Source organism: Pseudomonas sp. NPDC089396, assembly GCF_044749545.1.
GTDB lineage: Bacteria > Pseudomonadota > Gammaproteobacteria > Pseudomonadales > Pseudomonadaceae > Aquipseudomonas.
Genome location: NZ_JBIVIC010000007.1, coordinates 352,513 through 370,915 on the forward strand (window position 1 = coordinate 352,513; position 18,403 = coordinate 370,915).

Annotated in this window: 13 protein-coding genes; 7 read left to right on the forward strand and 6 right to left on the reverse strand. The window is 63.0% G+C overall.

All coding sequences use genetic code 11. The features are described 5' to 3' along the window. Positions 1-79 precede the first annotated feature (79 nt). Complete coding sequence (locus ACIPZB_RS16070) at positions 80-574, forward strand: SprT family zinc-dependent metalloprotease (protein ID WP_400641471.1); 495 nt, start codon at positions 80-82, stop codon at positions 572-574. 154 nt (positions 575-728) lie between these two features. Here the strand turns inward: ACIPZB_RS16070 and ACIPZB_RS16075 are convergent, their stop codons facing one another. From ACIPZB_RS16075 to ACIPZB_RS16090, 4 genes are all read right to left on the reverse strand, one after another. Then, positions 729-2,051 carry a dicarboxylate/amino acid:cation symporter gene (locus ACIPZB_RS16075; RefSeq protein ID WP_400641473.1) on the reverse strand — a complete coding sequence of 441 codons (1,323 nt, stop codon included), beginning with the start codon at positions 2,049-2,051 and terminating at the stop codon, positions 729-731. Between the two features lie 416 nt (positions 2,052-2,467). Further along, on the reverse strand, positions 2,468-3,814 hold the full coding sequence (locus ACIPZB_RS16080; RefSeq protein WP_400641475.1) for an ATP-binding protein: 1,347 nt from the start codon (positions 3,812-3,814) through the stop codon (positions 2,468-2,470). Then, a complete protein-coding gene (locus ACIPZB_RS16085) occupies positions 3,811-4,488 on the reverse strand; it encodes a response regulator (RefSeq protein ID WP_400641477.1) in 678 nt (225 codons plus the stop codon). The genes ACIPZB_RS16080 and ACIPZB_RS16085 overlap by 4 nt, the downstream gene beginning before the upstream one ends. Before the next feature lie 151 nt (positions 4,489-4,639). Beyond that, positions 4,640-5,245: an outer membrane beta-barrel protein gene (locus tag ACIPZB_RS16090; protein ID WP_400641479.1), complete on the reverse strand. Its 606-nt coding sequence runs from the start codon at positions 5,243-5,245 to the stop codon at positions 4,640-4,642. 129 nt (positions 5,246-5,374) lie between these two features. Between ACIPZB_RS16090 and ACIPZB_RS16095 the strand changes: the two genes are divergently transcribed. After that, the gene (locus ACIPZB_RS16095; RefSeq protein ID WP_400641481.1) at positions 5,375-6,169 is read left to right on the forward strand and encodes a dienelactone hydrolase family protein; all 795 of its coding nucleotides are present in this window, start codon (positions 5,375-5,377) and stop codon (positions 6,167-6,169) included. 147 nt (positions 6,170-6,316) lie between these two features. Continuing rightward, positions 6,317-7,018, forward strand: a complete 702-nt coding sequence (locus tag ACIPZB_RS16100; RefSeq protein WP_400641483.1) for a 4'-phosphopantetheinyl transferase — start codon at positions 6,317-6,319, stop codon at positions 7,016-7,018. A gap of 3 nt (positions 7,019-7,021) precedes the next feature. Here the strand turns inward: ACIPZB_RS16100 and ACIPZB_RS16105 are convergent, their stop codons facing one another. Both ACIPZB_RS16105 and ACIPZB_RS16110 read right to left on the reverse strand, forming a co-directional pair. After that, a complete protein-coding gene (locus tag ACIPZB_RS16105; protein ID WP_400641485.1) occupies positions 7,022-8,629 on the reverse strand; it encodes an ATP-binding protein in 1,608 nt (535 codons plus the stop codon). Continuing rightward, a complete protein-coding gene (locus ACIPZB_RS16110; RefSeq protein ID WP_400641487.1) occupies positions 8,626-9,324 on the reverse strand; it encodes a response regulator in 699 nt (232 codons plus the stop codon). The genes ACIPZB_RS16105 and ACIPZB_RS16110 overlap by 4 nt, the downstream gene beginning before the upstream one ends. A 765-nt stretch (positions 9,325-10,089) precedes the next feature. Between ACIPZB_RS16110 and ACIPZB_RS16115 the strand changes: the two genes are divergently transcribed. From ACIPZB_RS16115 to ACIPZB_RS16130, 4 genes are all read left to right on the forward strand, one after another. Beyond that, complete coding sequence (locus tag ACIPZB_RS16115; protein WP_400641489.1) at positions 10,090-12,966, forward strand: ribonucleoside-diphosphate reductase subunit alpha; 2,877 nt, start codon at positions 10,090-10,092, stop codon at positions 12,964-12,966. A 680-nt stretch (positions 12,967-13,646) separates the two neighbouring features. Then, positions 13,647-14,897, forward strand: a complete 1,251-nt coding sequence (locus ACIPZB_RS16120; protein ID WP_400641491.1) for a ribonucleotide-diphosphate reductase subunit beta — start codon at positions 13,647-13,649, stop codon at positions 14,895-14,897. Between the two features lie 334 nt (positions 14,898-15,231). Then, complete coding sequence (locus ACIPZB_RS16125; protein WP_400641493.1) at positions 15,232-16,662, forward strand: transporter; 1,431 nt, start codon at positions 15,232-15,234, stop codon at positions 16,660-16,662. A 17-nt stretch (positions 16,663-16,679) separates the two neighbouring features. After that, positions 16,680-18,104, forward strand: a complete 1,425-nt coding sequence (locus tag ACIPZB_RS16130; protein ID WP_400641495.1) for a PLP-dependent aminotransferase family protein — start codon at positions 16,680-16,682, stop codon at positions 18,102-18,104. Positions 18,105-18,403 lie beyond the last annotated feature (299 nt).

The window sequence follows — 18,403 nt, forward strand, 5'->3', positions numbered from 1 at the left end:
TTTGTCTGCCTGCTGACCAGTGGGCTCGGCACCTTCGCCTCGCTGCGGCATAATGACCGGTCAGGAGAATTACCCCGCCATGCCCGAGCTGCTCAAACAACGCGTCGAAACCTGTTACCAGCAAGCCGAAGCCTTTTTCAAACGCCCTTTCCCGCGCCCACACGTGAGCTTCAAGTTGCGCGGCCAGAAAGCCGGCGTCGCCCACCTGCACGAGAACCTGCTGCGCTTCAACCTGCAGCTGTACCGCGAAAATCAGCAAGATTTCCTGCGTCAGACCGTCGCCCATGAGGTGGCGCACCTGGTTGCCCATCAACTGTTCGGTGAGCGCATTCAGGCCCATGGCGAGGAGTGGCAGCTGATCATGCGCGGGGTGTATGAGCTGCCGCCGAACCGTTGCCACAACTATGAGGTGCAGCGGCGCGTGGTGACCCGGTACATCTATCGGTGCCCTTGTCCGGAGAGTGATTTTCCGTTTACTGCGCAGCGGCACAGGCTGGTGCACCAGGGGCGGCGGTATCTGTGTCGGCGGTGTAAAGAGATTCTGATTTACAGCGGCGAGACTCGGGTTGAATGATCGGGCCCTATCGCCGGCAAGCCGGCTCCCACAGGTTTTTCCACTGAATTTGAGCGCTGTGGGGTACCTGTGGGAGCTGGCTTGCCGGCGATAGGGCCACTGCAGACACAAAAAAGGCGACCCTAGGGTCGCCTTCTTCATGATTGCATCACACTCAGCGAGCCGGGCCTTCAGCTACGCCCAGGTCGTCGGTCGGGCGAGTGTCGATCAGCGGTGCACCACCGGAAGCCAGTTCCGACGCCAGCTTGTCGTTGTCCATTTCATTGACCCACTTGGCCACCACCACGGTGGCAACGGCGTTGCCGATCAAGTTGGTCAGGGCGCGGGCTTCGGACATGAAGCGGTCGATACCGAGGATCAGCGCCAGGCCGGCAACCGGCAGGTGGCCAACGGCGGAGAGGGTGGCGGCGAGGACGATGAAGCCCGAACCGGTCACGCCTGCGGCACCTTTGGACGCGACCAGCAACACCAGCAGCAGGGTGATCTGGTGGGTGATGTCCATCTGGGTGTCGGTAGCCTGGGCGATGAACACGGCGGCCATGGTCAGGTAGATCGAGGTGCCGTCCAGGTTGAACGAGTAGCCGGTCGGGATCACCAGGCCAACCACCGATTTCTTCGCGCCCAGACGCTCCATCTTGGCCAGCATGCGGGGCAGCGCCGACTCCGAGGAGGAAGTGCCCAGCACGATCAGCAGCTCTTCACGGATGTAGCGGATCAGCTTGAGGACACTGAATCCGTGGGCGCGGCAGATACCGCCGAGGACGATGAGGATGAACGCCAGGCAGGTGATGTAGAAGCAGGCCATCAGGTAGCCCAGCTGCACCAGCGAACCGACACCGTACTGGCCGATGGTGAACGCCATGGCGCCAAAGGCACCGACCGGCGCGAGCTTCATGATCATGTTGATGATGTTGAACATGACATGGGCGAAGCGGTCGATCAGGTCCAGCACTGGCTTGCCATAGCTGCCCAGGCGGTGCAGGGCGAAACCGAACAGCACCGAGAACATCAGCACCTGCAGGATATCGCCGTTGGCGAAGGCGCCGACGATGGTGTTGGGAATGATGTTGAGCAGGAAGCCGACAGTGGTCTGCTGCGCGCCGGCAGCGGCGTAGGCGGCCACGCTGCTGGCGTTCAGGGTGCTGACGTCGATGTGCATGCCGGCGCCCGGCTTGACCACGTTGACCACCACCAGACCGATGATCAGGGCGATGGTGGAGACGACTTCGAAATACATCAGCGCGTAGCCGCCGGTCTTGCCGACCGACTTCATGCTCTGCATGCCAGCGATGCCGCTGACCACGGTACAGAAGATGATCGGGGCGATGACCATCTTGATCAGTTTGACGAAGCCATCACCCAAGGGTTTGAGGGCAACGCCGGTTTCCGGGTAGAAGTGGCCGAGCAGGATGCCGATGGTGATGGCGATGATCACCTGGACATACAGGGATTTGTACAGCGGCTGACGTGTCGTCATGGCTCATTTTTCCTCAAGTGTGCTGGCTTCACCCTTCCCAGGGTGGTTGGGCACCTGAATCGCTAACCCTCCTGCACCTGGAGGGATTTGTCGTTGTGTTCGAGCTGCCTGGGCAGGCCTCTGCCAATGGAGATAGCAAGGGCGATGCCAAAATGCTCGTGAACTGTGCGAGGGCCGTGATTGCTAGAGGAAAATGCCCAACGACGGGGCGAAATGGCGGATAAGAAGTGGCGGATTTCCGCCCGGTGGCGGAATTTGAACAGGGAGGATGGCGGGAATCCGCCCGCAGCGGTGGCTGGTATCACTGGCCTCATCGCCGGCAAGCCGGCTCCCACAGGGGAAATTCACAGGCCTGATAGCGATGAAGTATCTGTGGGAGCCGGCTTGCCGGCGATGAGGTCGGTACTGCCAGCCCTTCACTCCAGGTGAAAGGTGAGCCTGAAAGCCGCCCCACCCAACGGCGAATCATCCAGGCTCAGCGCCGCGTCATAGCTGTCGACGATGTCCTTGACCACCGCCAGGCCGATCCCCTGCCCAGGATGCTGCCGGTCCAGCCGCTCACCACGCTCGAGAATTCGCTCCCGCTGGTCTGCCGGCACCCCAGGGCCATCATCCTCGACGCACAACGTCAGCTGCCCAGGCGCCTCCTCCAGGCTCACCCGTATCAGGCCCAGGCTCAGCCGGTAGGCGTTCTCCAGCAGGTTGCCGAGCAACTCCAGCAAGGCGCCCTGCTCCATCGGCACCTCTGCCTGCGCCGACACATCGAGCATGACCTCGACACGCTTGTCGCGGTAGACCTTGTCCAGGGTGCTGCACAGGCTTTCCAGCACCGGTCGCAGTTGCACACGGTGACGCACCAGGCCGCTCTTGCGCAGGCTGGCACGCTGCAGTTGATAGTCGATCTGCTGGCTCATGCGCTCGACCTGGCTCTGCAGCACCCGCGCCTGCTCGCGCTCGCCGGTGCGCTGCTGCAGGTTTTCGCCTACGCCCTGTAGCACCGCCAATGGGGTTTTCAGGCTATGCGCCAGATCGCCCAGCGAATCGCGGTAGCGCTGGCGCTGTTCACGTTCGCTGCGCAGCAAGCGGTTCAGCGAACCGGTCAGGCGCAGCAGCTCACGGGGGTGTTCGCCGCTCAGTCCGTCGCGTGCGCCGGACTCCACTTCGTCCAGCTCACGGCTCAACCGCCGCAGCGACCGCAGGCCCCAGGTCAGGCCGGCCCACAGCAAGCCCAACAAGGCCAGCAAGGCAGCGCCAAAACCGAGGTAGAGCTTTTCACGCAGCCCAGCCAGGGTTTGCTGGTACTCACGCACCGGCTGCAAGGCGACGATGCTGTACGCCGCGTTCTGCCCGCCGAGTAGCTTGATCTCGACGTCATAGACGAAGAACTCTTCGCCATCGTTCTGGTGGATGAGGGCAAATTCGTTGCCGCGCCCATCGTAGCGCGGCTGATAGTTGATGTTCTGGTCGGCGGTGGCGCGCGAGCGCCAGACCAACTGGCCGTCGCGGTCGAAGATGTAGCCGAGCAAGCCGGTGTACGGCAGGTTGAAGCGTTCGTCCGGCAGCAGCTCCGGCATCTGCAGCCGGCCATGTTCGATGCGTGCCGCCGAAATCAACGTGGTGACGTCGGAGGCCAGACGCTGCTCGATCGACTCCTGCAGCGCCAGGCTGAAGGCTTTCTGCAAGGCCGGCAGCAGCGCCAGCATGAACAGCAACGCCAGCACGGCCGCCGCCAGCATCAACCGCACCCGCAGCGAGCGGATCACCGGCAGCGCTCGGTGAACAGGTAGCCCAGGCCGCGTACCGTGTCGATCGGCTTGAACCCGTGCTCGCCTTCAAGCTTGCGGCGCAGGCGCCCGACCAGCACTTCGATGACGTTGGGGTCACGCTCTTCGTCGCCGGGGTAGAGTTGTTCCATCAGCCGCTCCTTGGCCACTACCTGCTGGTGATGGCGCATGAGGTACTCGAGGATGCGGTACTCGTAGGCGGTCAAGGCCAGAGGCTGCTCATCCAGGGTCGCCTGCTTGCGGTTGAGGTCAAGCACCAGCGGGCCTGCGGCGATGGTCGACTGGGTAAAGCCGCTGGAGCGACGCAGCAGGGCATTGAGCCGTGCTTCGAGCTCTTCGAACTGGAAAGGTTTGACCAGGTAATCATCGGCACCGGCGGCCAGGCCTTCGACCTTGTCCTGCCAGTTGCCACGCGCGGTGAGGATGAGGATGGGGAAGACCTTGGCCTGGCTGCGCAGCCGGCCGATCAGCTCCAGCCCGCTCATGCCCGGAAGGCCGAGGTCGATAATGGCCAGGTCGAAATGGAACTGCTCGGCCTGGTACAGCGCTTCTTCGGCATTGGCCACGGCTTCGACCACATGGCCGCTTTCGCCCAGGCGGGTATTGAGGTGGTGCCTCAGCAGGGCTTCGTCCTCGACCACCAGAAGTTTCATGTGGGGCTCCTTTTCATGCATTGCCTGGACTGGCCTCATCGCCGGCAAGCCGGCTCCCACAGGGAACCCCACAGGCCCGAAAGCAGTGGAGTTCCCTGTGGGAGCCGGCTTGCCGGCGATGAGGCCAGTAGAGGATAACTCGACTCACGCGTCAGAACTTGTAGTTCGCCGACAGGTAAGTCTGTGCACTGCTGGTCAGACGCAGGGTGCCCGCCTTAGGCCCACCGCTGGGCGCCACTTCGGTCGAGGCGTTGCTTTGCAGGTAACGGTAGCCCAGCTCTACCGAAGCCTTGTCGGTCAGCTCCTGGATCACGCCCGCCTGCAGGCCTACCGCGTAGCCATAATCGCTGTCACGACTTGCCCCCGGCGAATTCTGGGTCAGCTTGGTCATGCCCAGGCTGCCGCCGCCGAACAGCTTGGTGGTATCCCCTACCGGCAGGAACAGGTCATAGCTGCCCAGCAGGTTCTCCTGGCGCAGCTTGAGGCCGCTGTGATCGCCCGAGACGTTGTCGTAGGTCACGTAGTAGCGGCCCTGGTCATTGATGCGGCCCAGGCGCACACCCCAGGTATCGTCCTTGCCGATGATGCCGTCGGCGTTGAGGTTGTCGGTATTGCTTTGCAACAGGCCAGACTTGCGAACCTTGTCGCTGGTCTGGCCGTAGGTCAGGCTGGCGAAGTTTTCATCGGTGGCCTGGGCGGTGGTCATGCCAGCGGCACACACGGCGATGGCGGCAAGCAGGGTGTTGAAGGTTTTCATGGCTTCTTGCTCCAGTTGAAGGCGCTGTTTCGGTCTGGAAGCTAGAGTAAGCAGGGTGCCCTGAACCGCGGCTGAACCTTGGCTGAACCTCGGCTGAACGAACCGTTTGCCAAACAAGGAGTAGTGAACATGCGTGCCCTGCTGGCTGTGACCCTGATGTGCAGTGCCGCGCTTGCCCAGGCGGCAATAGTGACTCGCGAAATCCCTTACCAGGATGCCGAGGGCAAGCGCTTGATGGGCTATTACGCCTATGACGATGCAATCGTGGGCAAACGCCCGGGCATCGTCGTGGTGCATGAATGGTGGGGGCTGAACGACTATGCCAAGCGCCGCGCCCGTGACCTCGCGGCCCTGGGCTATAGCGCGCTGGCCATCGACATGTATGGCGATGGCAAGCACACCGAGCATCCGCAGGATGCCCAGGCGTTCATGGCCGAGGCCATGAAAGACCCTGACGCTGCCGCCAGCCGTTTCGACGCGGGCCTGAAGCTGCTGGAAATACAGCCTTACACCGACAAGAGCAGTCTGGGTGCCGTCGGTTACTGCTTCGGTGGCAAGGTGGTGCTCGATGCCGCACGGCGCGGCGTGAAACGACTCGATGCCGTGGTGAGCTTCCATGGCCCACTGGCCACACAGACACCGGCCAAACCCGGCGAGGTGAAGGCCTACGTACTGGTCGAGCACGGTGCCGACGACAGCATGGTCACCCAGGAGCAGGTTGCGGCGTTCAAGGCGGAGATGGATGCAGCCAAGGCCAACTACAGTTTCGTGAGTATTCCCGGGGCCAAGCACGGGTTCACCAACCCGGATGCTGATCGTTTGAGCCATGGCGAGCATGGGGGGCCGGACATCGGCTACAACAAGGCGGCGGATGAAAGTTCCTGGGCGGATATGCAGGCGTTCTTCAAGAAAGTGTTCGAGTAAAGGCCCTATCGCCGGCAAGCCGGCTCCCACAGGTATTCCACCGCTCTCAGGCGCTGCGGGGTACCTGTGGGAGCCGGCTTGCCGGCGATAGGGCTGCAACGCAGCCCCATCTCCCACACAACTCCGTCGGCTGGCACAATACCTGCCATGAACACATTGCCTTCCTGCTGCGCCCCGCTCCAGTACCACTGGCCCCTGCCCCGCCCACTCCCCGGCGCGGTACTGGTCAGTTGCGCCTTCGACCCGGCCCTGCTGGCCGCCGACGACTTCCTGCGCGCCGGTATCGTGCCCAGCGCCAGCCTGCAACGCTCGGTGGCCAAGCGCCAGGCCGAGTACCTGGCCGGTCGCGTCTGCGCGCGGGCCGCACTGCAGCGTCTGGATGGCCGCGATCATGTGCCGGGCAGCCACGAAGATCGCTCGCCGATCTGGCCTGCCGGGATCCATGGTTCGATCACCCACGGCAAAGGCTGGGCGGCTGCGGTGGTTGCCGCCGATACCGCCTGTCGAGGCGTCGGCCTGGATCAGGAAGCGCTGCTCGACGACGACCGCGCTGAACGGCTGATGGGCGAAATTCTCACACCCGCGGAGCTCGAGCGTCTGGACCGCAGCCAACTTGGCCTGTCGGTCACCCTGACCTTCTCGCTCAAGGAAAGCCTGTTCAAGACCCTCTACCCGTTGACCCGCCAGCGTTTCTACTTCGAGCACGCCGAGGTGCTGGAATGGTCCACCGATGGCTTGGCCCGCCTGCGCCTGCTCACCGACCTGTCGTCCGACTGGCAGCACGGCTGCGAGCTTGAAGGGCAGTTCTGCCTGCAAGACGGCCACCTGCTCAGCCTGATCAGCGTCTGAGCCCTACTGCGGCGCCTGCTCACGCGGCCAGTTGAGGCTGAAGCATGCGCCACCCAGCGCCTCGCTGCGCCCCACCGTAGCGCGGCCTGAATGCCAGTAGATGATTCGCCGCACGATCGACAGGCCCAGGCCATGCCCGCCTGAAGCCCGGGTACGGCTGTCGTCGAGCCGGGTGAAGGGGGTGAAGATGCGGTCCCAAAAGCCTTCGGGAATGCCGGGGCCATCATCTTCCACATCGATACGGCAGCGCTGCTGGCCCAGCTGGTAGCTCAAACGCACCTCGCCAGCGGCATGGCGCAGGGCATTGCCGACCAGATTCTGCAGGGCGCGGTGCAGGTAGCGCGGCTCGGCCTCGACCCAGGCGCCCTCGGCGTCATGCACCTGGCACACGCCGCGCACCAGCCTCACTTGAGCGTTCAGTGGCGCCAGTTCCTCGATCACCCGGTCGAGCAAGGCATCCAGGTCGACCCGTTGGAACTTGAGCGCGGGCGCCCCCTGTTCCAGTCGTGCATAAGTCAGCATCTCGTCGACCAGCTTGTCGAGGTCCTGGATGTCGCCATCCATACCGGCCAGGTGCTTGGCGCGCGCTTGCTCGGTCGGCGCACTTTCGATCATTTCCAGGCCGAAGCGCAGGCGCGCCACCGGCGTGCGCAATTCGTGGGATACCGCGCGCACCAATTCACGCTGCATGTTCAGCGAGCGCTGCAGGTGCTCGGCCATGCCGTTGAAGGCCGCCGCCAGACGCCCTACCGAGTCGGCATCACCCGCCGGTACGCGGGTCTCCAGACTGCCCTGGGCGATGTGCGTGGCGGCCATTTCCAGGCCTGACACGCGCCGCTCCAACTGGCGCACCAGCAAGTAGACCACCAGGCCGATAAGGCACAAGCCGAGGAAGGTGATCAGCACCAGCAATTGCGGTGGATAGGGGTTGAGCTGGTACAGCGGGCCGATTTCCAGCACCCAGGGCGACCCCGGCAGGCCGGCGAATACGCGGATCGAATCACCATCACTGCCCAGCGCCATGACCGTGTCACCCTCTTCCACCCGCCGCCGCTGGTCATCGTCGAGACCGACCCGCTCCAGCCGCTGCAGGGCGACACCAAAACCAAAGCCTTTGCTCTGCTTGAGCTCCGCCAGGCGCTGCTGCTGCTCGGTCACCGGGTAGCGCACCAGTTCATCGGTCAGCAGATAAAGGGTGGCCCGGGCCAGTTGTTCACTGACCTGCTTGACCTCGGCCACCAGCAGCAGGTCCTCCCGGCCGACCTTGCGCAGCACCTGCGCGGCATGTGGCCCGGTCTTGTTCACCACCACCAGGCCGCGATACAGGCGCGCGCGCTGGCCACCGTCCAGCGTGCGTGTCGACATCGGCTGCAGTGCCAGTGGCACGCCAAGCAGGCGCTCCCACATCAGCAGCGAGCGCTTGCGTTCGGTTTCGTTCTGTTGCGCCAGGTTGTCGGCCATCAGGCTGAACGTGCCCTGTGCCAGGCCCTCGCGGTGCTGGGCAGCGCGCACTTCATTGACCAGGTGCAGGCTGAGTACGCCAAGCAAGGCGACCAGTACCAGGACAGCAAGCATGCCCCCGTAGATACGGAGGAAAATCGAGTTGTTCATGGCGCATCGCCAACGAACAGGTAGCCTTTGCTGCGCAGGGTCTTGATCAGGCGTGGCTGGATCGGGTCGTCGCCGATCTTGGGACGGATCTTGGAGATACGCACATCGATGGAGCGGTCCTGGCCGTCATAGCCGACGCCACGTAGCGCCGTGAAGATCTGTTCGCGCGTCAGCACCCGTCCGGCGTTGCTGGCCAACAGCCAGAGCAGGTCGAATTCGGCGCCGGTGAGCTCGATCAACTGTTCGCCAAGCCTGGCTTCGCGCAAGCGGTTGTCGATGCGCAGCTTGCCGAAGGCCAGCTCCTGGCTCTTGTTCAGGGTCGGTTCGCTGCGCCGCAGCAGCGCCTGGATGTGCGCCAGCAACAGGCGGGGGCGTACCGGCTTGCAGACATAGTCGTCGGCGCCCAGGTCCAGGCCCTGTACCTGATCGAGTTCGTCGCTGCGGGCGGTGAGCATGAGGATCGGGCCGGGGTATTGGCTGCGTACCCGCCGGCAAATGCTCAGGCCATCCTCGCCGGGCAGCATCAGGTCGAGGATCACCAGGTCTGGCTGGCTGTCGACGATGCGCCGTGCCGCACGGGCGCCATCGCCCTCCACGGCGACCTCGTAGCCGTTGGCCTGGAGGTATTCGGCGGTGAGCTCGGCGAGGCGCTGGTCGTCCTCGACGATCAGGATGCGGTGTATGGGTTGGTCCATGGCCTTGCCTTCGATTGTTGTTCTTTGTTTTGCCTGCGCCGGCCTCATCGCCGGCAAGCCGGCTCCCACAGACAATGCCTGCGCCAGACCTGTGGGAGCCGGCTTGCCGGCGATGAGGACGGAACTGTCACCGTTTAACCAAAAGGCAACATCAGCCCCGGATACTACGTCCCGCACCAGGCACTGCCAACCTCAGCCAGAACGCCCTCGACTGAACCGTTTTTTGTGCTAGTGTGCGCCCCCGAAAATTTCCACCCCGGGGCAGCACGACGCAGAAAAATAGTGCAAACCTCTTGGCACAAGGCCTACAGCGAATACCCACTATTCACACACAAAGTACGCACAAGTTATCCACAGGCGCTCGCCTTGCAAAGACCCCCAGACCGCATTATCTTGTATCCCCATTGCAGCAAACCACTAGATATTGGGTTTGAGCCGAAATCTCAAACACAACTCGGTACGGAAATTCAAGCGCTTTTTCCTGCTGAACTTACGGTGGTTTCACCAGCCAAACCGCTCCAGCGGAAGATTGGAGAACAACAGCTTTCGGGCCTGCTTGCCGGCATGGCCCTATAGCCTTTGACTTCGGCCAGGGAGCGGCAAGCTTATTGCCCCCATTTCCTGAGTCTGTCCCGAAGTCGGTACACCCGAGCGGTCGGATGCGCGCGCATGACGCATCCCCAGCCGGGTCATCGAACACGTGGACGGAACGGTGGGCGCCCAAAAGGCGCCTGAACAATATAGAAACTGTGGAGACACCCACCCATGCAAACCGACACAACTCGCGAGAACCCGCAGGCCATGGCGCCGCAGGCCGATTCCAACCAGGATCTGGCTGCCACCGCTCCGGGCCAACTGCGCGTGATCAAGCGTAACGGCACTGTCGTCCCCTACACCGACGACAAGATCACCGTGGCCATCACCAAGGCGTTCCTCGCAGTTGAAGGCGGCACCGCCGCCGCCTCGTCGCGCATCCACGACACCGTCGCGCGCCTGACCGAGCAGGTCACCGCCACGTTCAAGCGTCGCATGCCATCGGGTGGCACCATCCACATCGAAGAAATCCAGGACCAGGTCGAACTGGCCCTGATGCGTGCCGGCGAACAGAAAGTCGCCCGTGACTACGTGATCTACCGCGACCAGCGCGCGAAAGAGCGTGCCACCCGCGCCAACACCGACGCCGTGGTCGAGCCGCACCCAAGCATCCGCATCACCCTGGCCGACGGCAGCCTGGCGCCGCTGGACATGGCGCGCCTGAACACCATCATCAGCGAAGCCTGTGAAGGCCTGGCCGAAGTCGATGGCGACCTGATCCAGCGCGAGACCCTGAAGAACCTGTACGACGGCGTGGCCATCAAGGACGTCAACACCGCCCTGGTGATGACCGCCCGTACCCTGGTCGAGCGCGAGCCGAACTACTCGTTCGTCACCGCCCGCCTGCTGATGGACACCCTGCGTGCCGAAGGCCTGGGCTTCCTCAGCGTCGCCGACAGCGCCACTCACCACGAGATGGCCGACCTGTACGCCAAGGCCCTGCCAGCCTATGTCGCCAAAGGCATCGAGTTCGAACTGCTGAACCCGGCCCTGGCCGACTTCGACCTGGAAAAACTGGGCAAGGCGATCAACCACGAGCGCGACCAGCAGTTCACCTACCTGGGCCTGCAGACCCTGTACGACCGCTACTTCATCCACAAGGATGGCGTGCGCTTCGAGCTGCCGCAGGTGTTCTTCATGCGTGTGGCCATGGGCCTGGCGCTGGAAGAGAAAGATAAAGAAGCCCGCGCGATCGAGTTCTACAACCTGTTGTCGTCCTTCGACTACATGGCCTCGACCCCGACCCTGTTCAACGCCGGTACCCTGCGCCCGCAGCTGTCGAGCTGCTACCTGACCACCGTGCCGGACGACCTGTCGGGCATCTACCATGCGATCCACGACAACGCCATGCTGTCGAAATTCGCCGGTGGCCTGGGCAACGACTGGACCCCTGTGCGTGCACTGGGCTCCTACATCAAGGGCACCAACGGCAAGTCTCAGGGCGTCGTGCCGTTCCTGAAAGTGGTCAACGACACCGCCGTAGCGGTCAACCAGGGCGGCAAGCGCAAGGGCGCGGTCTGCGCCTACCTGGAAACCTGGCACCTGGACATCGAAGAGTTCATCGAGCTGCGCAAGAACACCGGTGATGACAGTCTTCGAACCCACGACATGAACACCGCCAACTGGATCCCTGACATGTTCATGAAGCGCGTCTTCGATGACGGCAAGTGGACCCTGTTCTCGCCTTCGGAAGTGCCAGACCTGCACGACCTGACCGGCAAGGCCTTCGAAGAGCGCTACGAGTACTACGAAGCCCTGACCGAGTACAACAAGATCAAGGTGTTCAAGACCATCCAGGCCAAAGACCTGTGGCGCAAGATGCTGTCGATGCTGTTCGAGACCGGCCACCCATGGCTGACCTTCAAGGACCCGTGCAACCTGCGTTCGCCGCAGCAGCACGTGGGCGTGGTCCACAGCTCGAACCTGTGCACCGAGATCACCTTGAACACCAACAAGGACGAGATCGCCGTCTGCAACCTGGGCTCGATCAACCTGCCGAACCACATCGTCGATGGCAAGCTGGACACCGCCAAGCTGCAACGCACCGTGAACACCGCCGTGCGCATGCTCGACAACGTGATCGACATCAACTACTACTCGGTGCCGCAAGCGCGCAACTCGAACTTCAAGCACCGTCCGGTCGGCCTGGGGATCATGGGCTTCCAGGACGCGCTGTACCTGCAGCACATCCCGTACGGCTCCGATGCCGCCGTGGCGTTCGCCGACAAGTCGATGGAAGCGGTCAGCTACTTCGCCATCCAGGCTTCCTGTGACCTGGCCGACGAGCGTGGCGCCTACGAGACCTTCCAGGGTTCGCTGTGGTCCAAAGGCATCCTGCCGCTGGATTCGCAACAGATCCTGATCGAAGCCCGTGGCCAGAAGTACATCGACGTCGACCTGAACGAAACCCTGGACTGGGCGCCGGTCCGTGCCCGCGTGCAAAAAGGTATTCGTAACTCGAACATCATGGCCATCGCGCCGACCGCGACCATCGCCAACATCACCGGCGTGTCGCAGTCCATCGAGCCGACCTATCAGAACCTGTACGTGAAATCGAACCTGTCGGGCGAATTCACCGTGATCAACCCGTACCTGGTCCGCGACCTGAAGGCCCGTGGCCTGTGGGACTCGGTCATGATCAACGACCTGAAGTACTACGACGGTTCCGTCCAGCAGATCGAGCGTATCCCGCAAGAGCTGAAGGACCTGTACGCCACCGCGTTCGAAGTCGAGACCAAGTGGATCGTCGATGCCGCCTCCCGTCGCCAGAAGTGGATCGACCAGGCCCAGTCGCTGAACCTGTACATCGCCGGCGCCTCGGGCAAGAAGCTGGACGTGACCTACCGCATGGCCTGGTACCGTGGCCTGAAGACCACCTACTACCTCCGTGCCCTGGCCGCGACCAGCACCGAGAAGTCGACCATCAACACCGGCAAGCTCAACGCCGTGTCCAGCGGTGGCGACAGCGCTCCAGTCCAGGCTGCAGGCCCAGCGCCGGTGCCGAAGGCTTGCGCCATCGACGAGCCGGATTGCGAAGCCTGCCAATAAGGCCTTCGCACCGCTGAGGTGAACATGCCGCCTCAACCGCCTTCGGGCAGTTGAGGCGGCATTTTTTTGGGCGCAAGAAACAGGATCGCGGCGCCCCTATCGCCGGCAAACCGGCTTCCACAGGTACAACACCGAGCCCGAGAGCCGTACGGTCCCTGTGGGAGCCGGCTTGCCGGCGATAGGGCCCGTACAGGCAACACAACCCTCAGGCCCTGACCCGGATCAAAACACCATATGCTGTGCCGCAAAAATAAAAGCACACAAGATATAGGATGAGATCTCATTTAGAGCTAGACTCTCACCTCAGGAAAACGACAGACATCAGGTGAACGGAAGCACACAACGCAGGTCGAAAAATTACCGTCGCCCGACCTGCGCACCGCCCCGATCCACCCTGAATTCCGGTATACTTCGCCCCCCCAAAAAGGGTTGAGCTAATGATCGACTGCGAGACGCAAGCGCCGCTTGCCCAGACCGCATGTTTTATCGTGGCCGTACAGCTTTCCGGCGCCTTGGCCCCTCGTTCGAGGAAAGGACAAGCGCTGACACAGACAATTTCAAACGTGACGAGAGCCCGCTCTCACTGCCTGCCGTAACGCCTGATGGCCTTGCGTAGTACCGGCATCACCTAAATATCCAACCGGTTGCTACAAGCAACCCTCAAGCAGGAGCCAATGACCATGCTGAGCTGGGACGAATTCGACAAGGAAGACGGCGAAGTAGCCGCCAAAGGCAACACCCCTGCGCAGGCCAACGCCGCTGCCACCCTCGACAAGCTCGACAGCGCCGGCGGTGCCGCCGCCCTGGAAGCCCGTGCTGCCACCGCTTCTGACTCCGAAGCCGTGAAACGTGCCAAGGCCGCCCTCGACGCCCTCGACATTGCCGAAGGCCTGGCCGAGCTGGAAGGCTCTTCGGCCCGCGTCGCCGTTGACGAAAAGCGCATGATCAACTGCCGCGCCGACCTCAACCAGCTGGTGCCGTTCAAGTACGACTGGGCCTGGCAGAAGTACCTCGACGGCTGCGCCAACCACTGGATGCCGCAAGAGGTCAACATGACCGCCGACATCGCCCTGTGGAAGAGCCAGGATGGCCTGACCGAAGACGAGCGCCGCATCGTCATGCGCAACCTCGGCTTCTTCTCCACCGCCGACTCGCTGGTCGCCAACAACCTGGCCCTGGCCGTGTACCGCCTGATCACCAACCCCGAGTGCCGCCAGTACATCCTGCGCCAGGCCTTCGAAGAGGCGATCCACACCCACGCCTACCAGTACTGCATCGAGTCGCTGGGCATGGATGAAGGCGAGATCTTCAACATGTACCACGAGATCCCGTCGGTCGCGAAGAAGGCAGCCTGGGGCCTGAAGTACACCCGCGCCATCTCCGACCCGGAATTCAACACCGGCACCGTCGAAACCGACAAGGAGCTGCTGCGTAACCTGATCGCCTACTACTGCGTCCTGGAAGGCATCTTCTTCTACTGCGGCTTCACCCAGATCCTGTCCATGGGCCGCCGCAACAAGATGACCGGCGTGGCCGAGCAGTTCCAGTACATCCTGCGTGACGAGTCGATGCACCTGAACTTCGGTATCGACGTGATCAACCAGATCAAGATCGAGAACCCACACCTGTGGGACGCCGCGATGAAAGAAGAAGCGACCCAGATGATCCTGCAAGGGACCCAGCTGGAGATCGAATACGCACGCGACACCATGCCTCGCGGCGTATTGGGCATGAACGCGGCGATGATGGAGGATTACCTCAAGTTCATTGCCAACCGTCGTCTGACTCAGATTGGTCTGAAGGAAGAGTATCCAGGGACTACCAACCCGTTCCCTTGGATGAGCGAGATCATGGACTTGAAGAAGGAGAAGAACTTCTTCGAGACGCGAGTGATCGAGTACCAGACTGGTGGGGCTTTGAGCTGGGACTGATTGTCCGGGCTATTGTCGAGAAGGCTGCCGATTGGCAGCCTTTTTTATTGGCAAGTAACCTGTGGGAGCCGGCTTGCCGGCGATAGGGCTCGAACAGGCAATTCAAGTCGAGCGTCTTTTGCCTGCTGCGGCCACATCGCCGGCAAGCCGGCTCCCACAGGGGGCGCTCAAGGCCTTTGGATTTTGAGCAAGACTGTCGCTTTCGCAGGAAATGCGCCGCGCATGCCGCTTTAACCAGACTGTATTGAAAATCCCCCAAACGCTGTATCTATTCCAGCAGATGCCCAAGCTTCACCCTTCACCTCACCCTTGAATGGTTGAAGGATCCCGCATCATGGCTGCCCTGCTCCTACAAATCTCCCCCCTCGGCCTTGTGATCACGCTGATCCTTTTGCTGCGCCGCCCACCCGTGCAAGCAGCCCTTGCCGGCGTGGCCGGCGTTCTGCTGCTGTGGGGCCTCGGCGCTGCGCAGCCGCTGTCGGGCGCAGTGTCGGCGGCGATCGTGCAGGATACGGTGATCCTTTTCCTCAACACGGGCAGCGTCATCGCTCCGGGCCTGGCCTTCGCCATCCTGGTCGAGCGCGCCGGCGCACCGCAGGCGATCGGGGCGTGGGTGCGGGAGCTGGGGTGGACGCCGCCGATGCAGGTGATCTTCATCGTGCTGGGCCTGGCGCCGATGCTGGAGGCCATGACCGGGTTCGGGGTGTCGCTGATCGCGACCGTGCCGTTGCTGATGGGGCTGTTTTCGCGTCAGCAGGGCATGAAGATGGCCTTGGCTGGGATGGTAGTGATGCCTTGGGGCACGCTGGGGCTGGCCACGGTGATCGGCGCGCTGCTGGCCCATGTGCCTGCACAGGACTTGGGCAGCCATTCGGCGCTGGTCAGTGCACCCGTATTTCTCTGCCTGGCCTGCGTGGCGCTGGCCGTGGCAGGGGTTCGCAGCCTTCGGGCGTGGTTGGGGCTGGCGCTGACCTCGCTGCTGTTCAGCGCGGTGCTGTATGCGATCAACCGCTGGACCGGGCCGGAGGCTTCCGGCGTGCTGGCGGGGCTGGCGGTGGCCTGCGTGGGGCTGGGGATCTCCTGGGCGCGGCGGGGGGCGCTGATGCGTTGGCCGCAAGCAGCGTGGCCGTACCTGGCGCTGCTGGTGGTGATCATTGCGTCGCGGGGGCTGTTTCTGTTGACTGGCTGGGATGGGCTGTGGGTGGTGCAAGGGTTGAGTGTGTCATGGAAGCCGCTGGCGTCGCCGGGACTGGCATTGCTGCTGGTGGTGCTGTTGATGGTCGGGCGCCAGGGCACAGGTTTTCCGTGGCGGGCGCTGTTGCTCCGAGCGCGGTTCCCTTTGGCCACGGTGTTCCTGTTCCTGCTGCTGTCCCAGGTGATGGTCAAGGCGGGCTTCCTGGTCGAGGCACAGCGGGCATTGCAGGCGCTGTCCGGGGTATCGCTAGCGGCGACGGTTTCGCTGCTGGCTGGGCTGGCCGGGTATGTCACCAGCTCCAACGTCGGCGGCACCACGCTGGTCATGCCCTCCATCGCCGCGCTGTCCGGCACCCATGGCCCTTGGCTGGCCGCCATGGCCAACAGCGCGGCTGGGCATGGGGCGTTGGGCTCGCTGTCGATCCTGTCACTGGTCATCGGGCTGGCCGGGGCCAACCGTGAGGAAGAGCACGGGCTGATCCGCTTCGGCTTTGCCCTGGTGCTGCTGAACATCGTCATCGTGGCTGCAACCGGGGTGATTTTGCTCTACCTTTCGGGAGCCTCCGCCTGATTCGACACAAGGCCCCCATGGATCTGAACCGCAAGCCCGACAAACGCTGGCAAACCGTCTACGCCTGGCTGCTGCGCCAGATCGACAGCGGCGAGTGGCCCAATGGCACGCAACTGCCCTCGGTGCGCGAACTGGCGCGGCTGTTCGACAGCAGCATCGCCACCGTGCAACGGGGCCTGGCCGAGCTCGAGGCCAACGCCTTTGTTCAGGCCACACCACGTGTGGGCTATTTCGTGGCCAACGGCGCGGCCCAGGTGCAAGGCTTCGACCTGGCCAGCGTCAGTGTCAACGTCGACCATGCGGTGGTCGCCATGCTCGCCCAGGCGGCCAGCACCACCCATCTGTCGTTGAGTTCGGCAGTGCTGCATGACGAGCTCGCGCCTCAGGTGCTGCTGAGCAAGTGCCTGGCGACACTGGCCAGCAAGGCCGATCAGCCGTTGGCCGGGTTGATCGCCCCGCCCGGCCTGGCCTCGTTGCGCCGGCGTATCGCCGGGCTGATGCTGCAACGCGGCGTGGCATGCAGCCCGGACGATATCCTGGTGACTTCGGGCGACACCGTGGCCCTGGAGCTGGCTCTCGAAGCCGTTGCAACGCCAGGTGCAACCGTGGCCATCGAGACGCCCACCTACTACGGCATCCTGCAAACCATCGAACGCCTGGGGATGCGTGCCCTGCCCATCCGTACCCAGGCCGGCAGCGGCATAGACCTCGAGCACCTGGAATGGGCGCTCAGGCAGGAAAAGGTCGATGTGATCTTCCTCAACCCGACGTTGCAAAACCCGCAGGGCTTCACAATGCCCGATACAGCGCGGGCTCGGCTTGTTCGCCTGGCGCAGGCGGCGGATGTGCCGATCATCGAGGACGATATCTTCTTCGACCTGCTGGACGAGGCGCAGCGCCCCAAGGCGATCAAGCATTTCGACACGACCGGGCAGACCATCTACTGCTCGTCGTTTTCCAAGACCGTGGCGCCGGGTTACCGGGTGGGCTGGTGTGTGGCCGGCCGCTATCGGGACGCGATCCTGGCGCAGATGTTTTCACGCAACCTGGCGGTGTCGAGCCTGGCGCAACGGGTGCTGGATGAGTTCATCGGCCGCGGGTACATGGAAGAGCACTGCGCGAAACTGCGCGGGCGGCTGGCAGCCCAGACCGAGGTGATGGATGCGCTGGTGCACTCGGCGTTTCCGGCGGGAACGCGGTACGTACCGCCTCAGGGAGGATTCATTCACTGGCTCGTGTTGCCCGAAGGGACGGACATGGCTGCGCTGCAACAGCTGGCGAGTGAGCGTGGATGCAACGTGAGCGCCAGCGGGATGTTCTTCGCCGATGGCGAATGTGGTACCGGCTTGCGTGTGTGCCTGGGACGGCTGATCACGCCAGAAGTGATGCACGGGCTGAAGGTGCTGGCAGCCTGTGCACTGCTGACACAGCGCAGTACCTGATCGGCCCAGGCGTGCCTGAGTCGTAGTATGTCTCCGATAATGGCGCGCTGCCCGCGCTAGAGCTTCTACGGCTCGAAATGAATGATGAACCAACGGAAATTGAGGACCTCACTCCCTTCGTAAGCGTTGACAGCGCTGCCAGTGCTTGATAAAAATTGCCGACGTTGTACGACAACATATAACAAAAACAACAATCAGCGGACGACCCCATGTCGACATCCATCACCATTACGCCACACCCAATCCTCTCGCCTCCCCTCCTCTTGCTACCCACGGTCACCTAGCGCCGTAACCCTGTT

Coding starts and splice junctions, on each gene's coding strand:
- ACIPZB_RS16070 (WP_400641471.1), top strand. CDS start 80: ATGCCCGAGCTGCTCAAACAACGCGTCGAAACCTGTTACCAGCAAGCC.
- ACIPZB_RS16075 (WP_400641473.1), bottom strand. CDS start 2,051: ATGACGACACGTCAGCCGCTGTACAAATCCCTGTATGTCCAGGTGATC.
- ACIPZB_RS16085 (WP_400641477.1), bottom strand. CDS start 4,488: ATGAAACTTCTGGTGGTCGAGGACGAAGCCCTGCTGAGGCACCACCTC.
- ACIPZB_RS16090 (WP_400641479.1), bottom strand. CDS start 5,245: ATGAAAACCTTCAACACCCTGCTTGCCGCCATCGCCGTGTGTGCCGCT.
- ACIPZB_RS16095 (WP_400641481.1), top strand. CDS start 5,375: ATGCGTGCCCTGCTGGCTGTGACCCTGATGTGCAGTGCCGCGCTTGCC.
- ACIPZB_RS16100 (WP_400641483.1), top strand. CDS start 6,317: ATGAACACATTGCCTTCCTGCTGCGCCCCGCTCCAGTACCACTGGCCC.
- ACIPZB_RS16105 (WP_400641485.1), bottom strand. CDS start 8,629: ATGAACAACTCGATTTTCCTCCGTATCTACGGGGGCATGCTTGCTGTC.
- ACIPZB_RS16110 (WP_400641487.1), bottom strand. CDS start 9,324: ATGGACCAACCCATACACCGCATCCTGATCGTCGAGGACGACCAGCGC.
- ACIPZB_RS16115 (WP_400641489.1), top strand. CDS start 10,090: ATGCAAACCGACACAACTCGCGAGAACCCGCAGGCCATGGCGCCGCAG.
- ACIPZB_RS16120 (WP_400641491.1), top strand. CDS start 13,647: ATGCTGAGCTGGGACGAATTCGACAAGGAAGACGGCGAAGTAGCCGCC.
- ACIPZB_RS16125 (WP_400641493.1), top strand. CDS start 15,232: ATGGCTGCCCTGCTCCTACAAATCTCCCCCCTCGGCCTTGTGATCACG.
- ACIPZB_RS16130 (WP_400641495.1), top strand. CDS start 16,680: ATGGATCTGAACCGCAAGCCCGACAAACGCTGGCAAACCGTCTACGCC.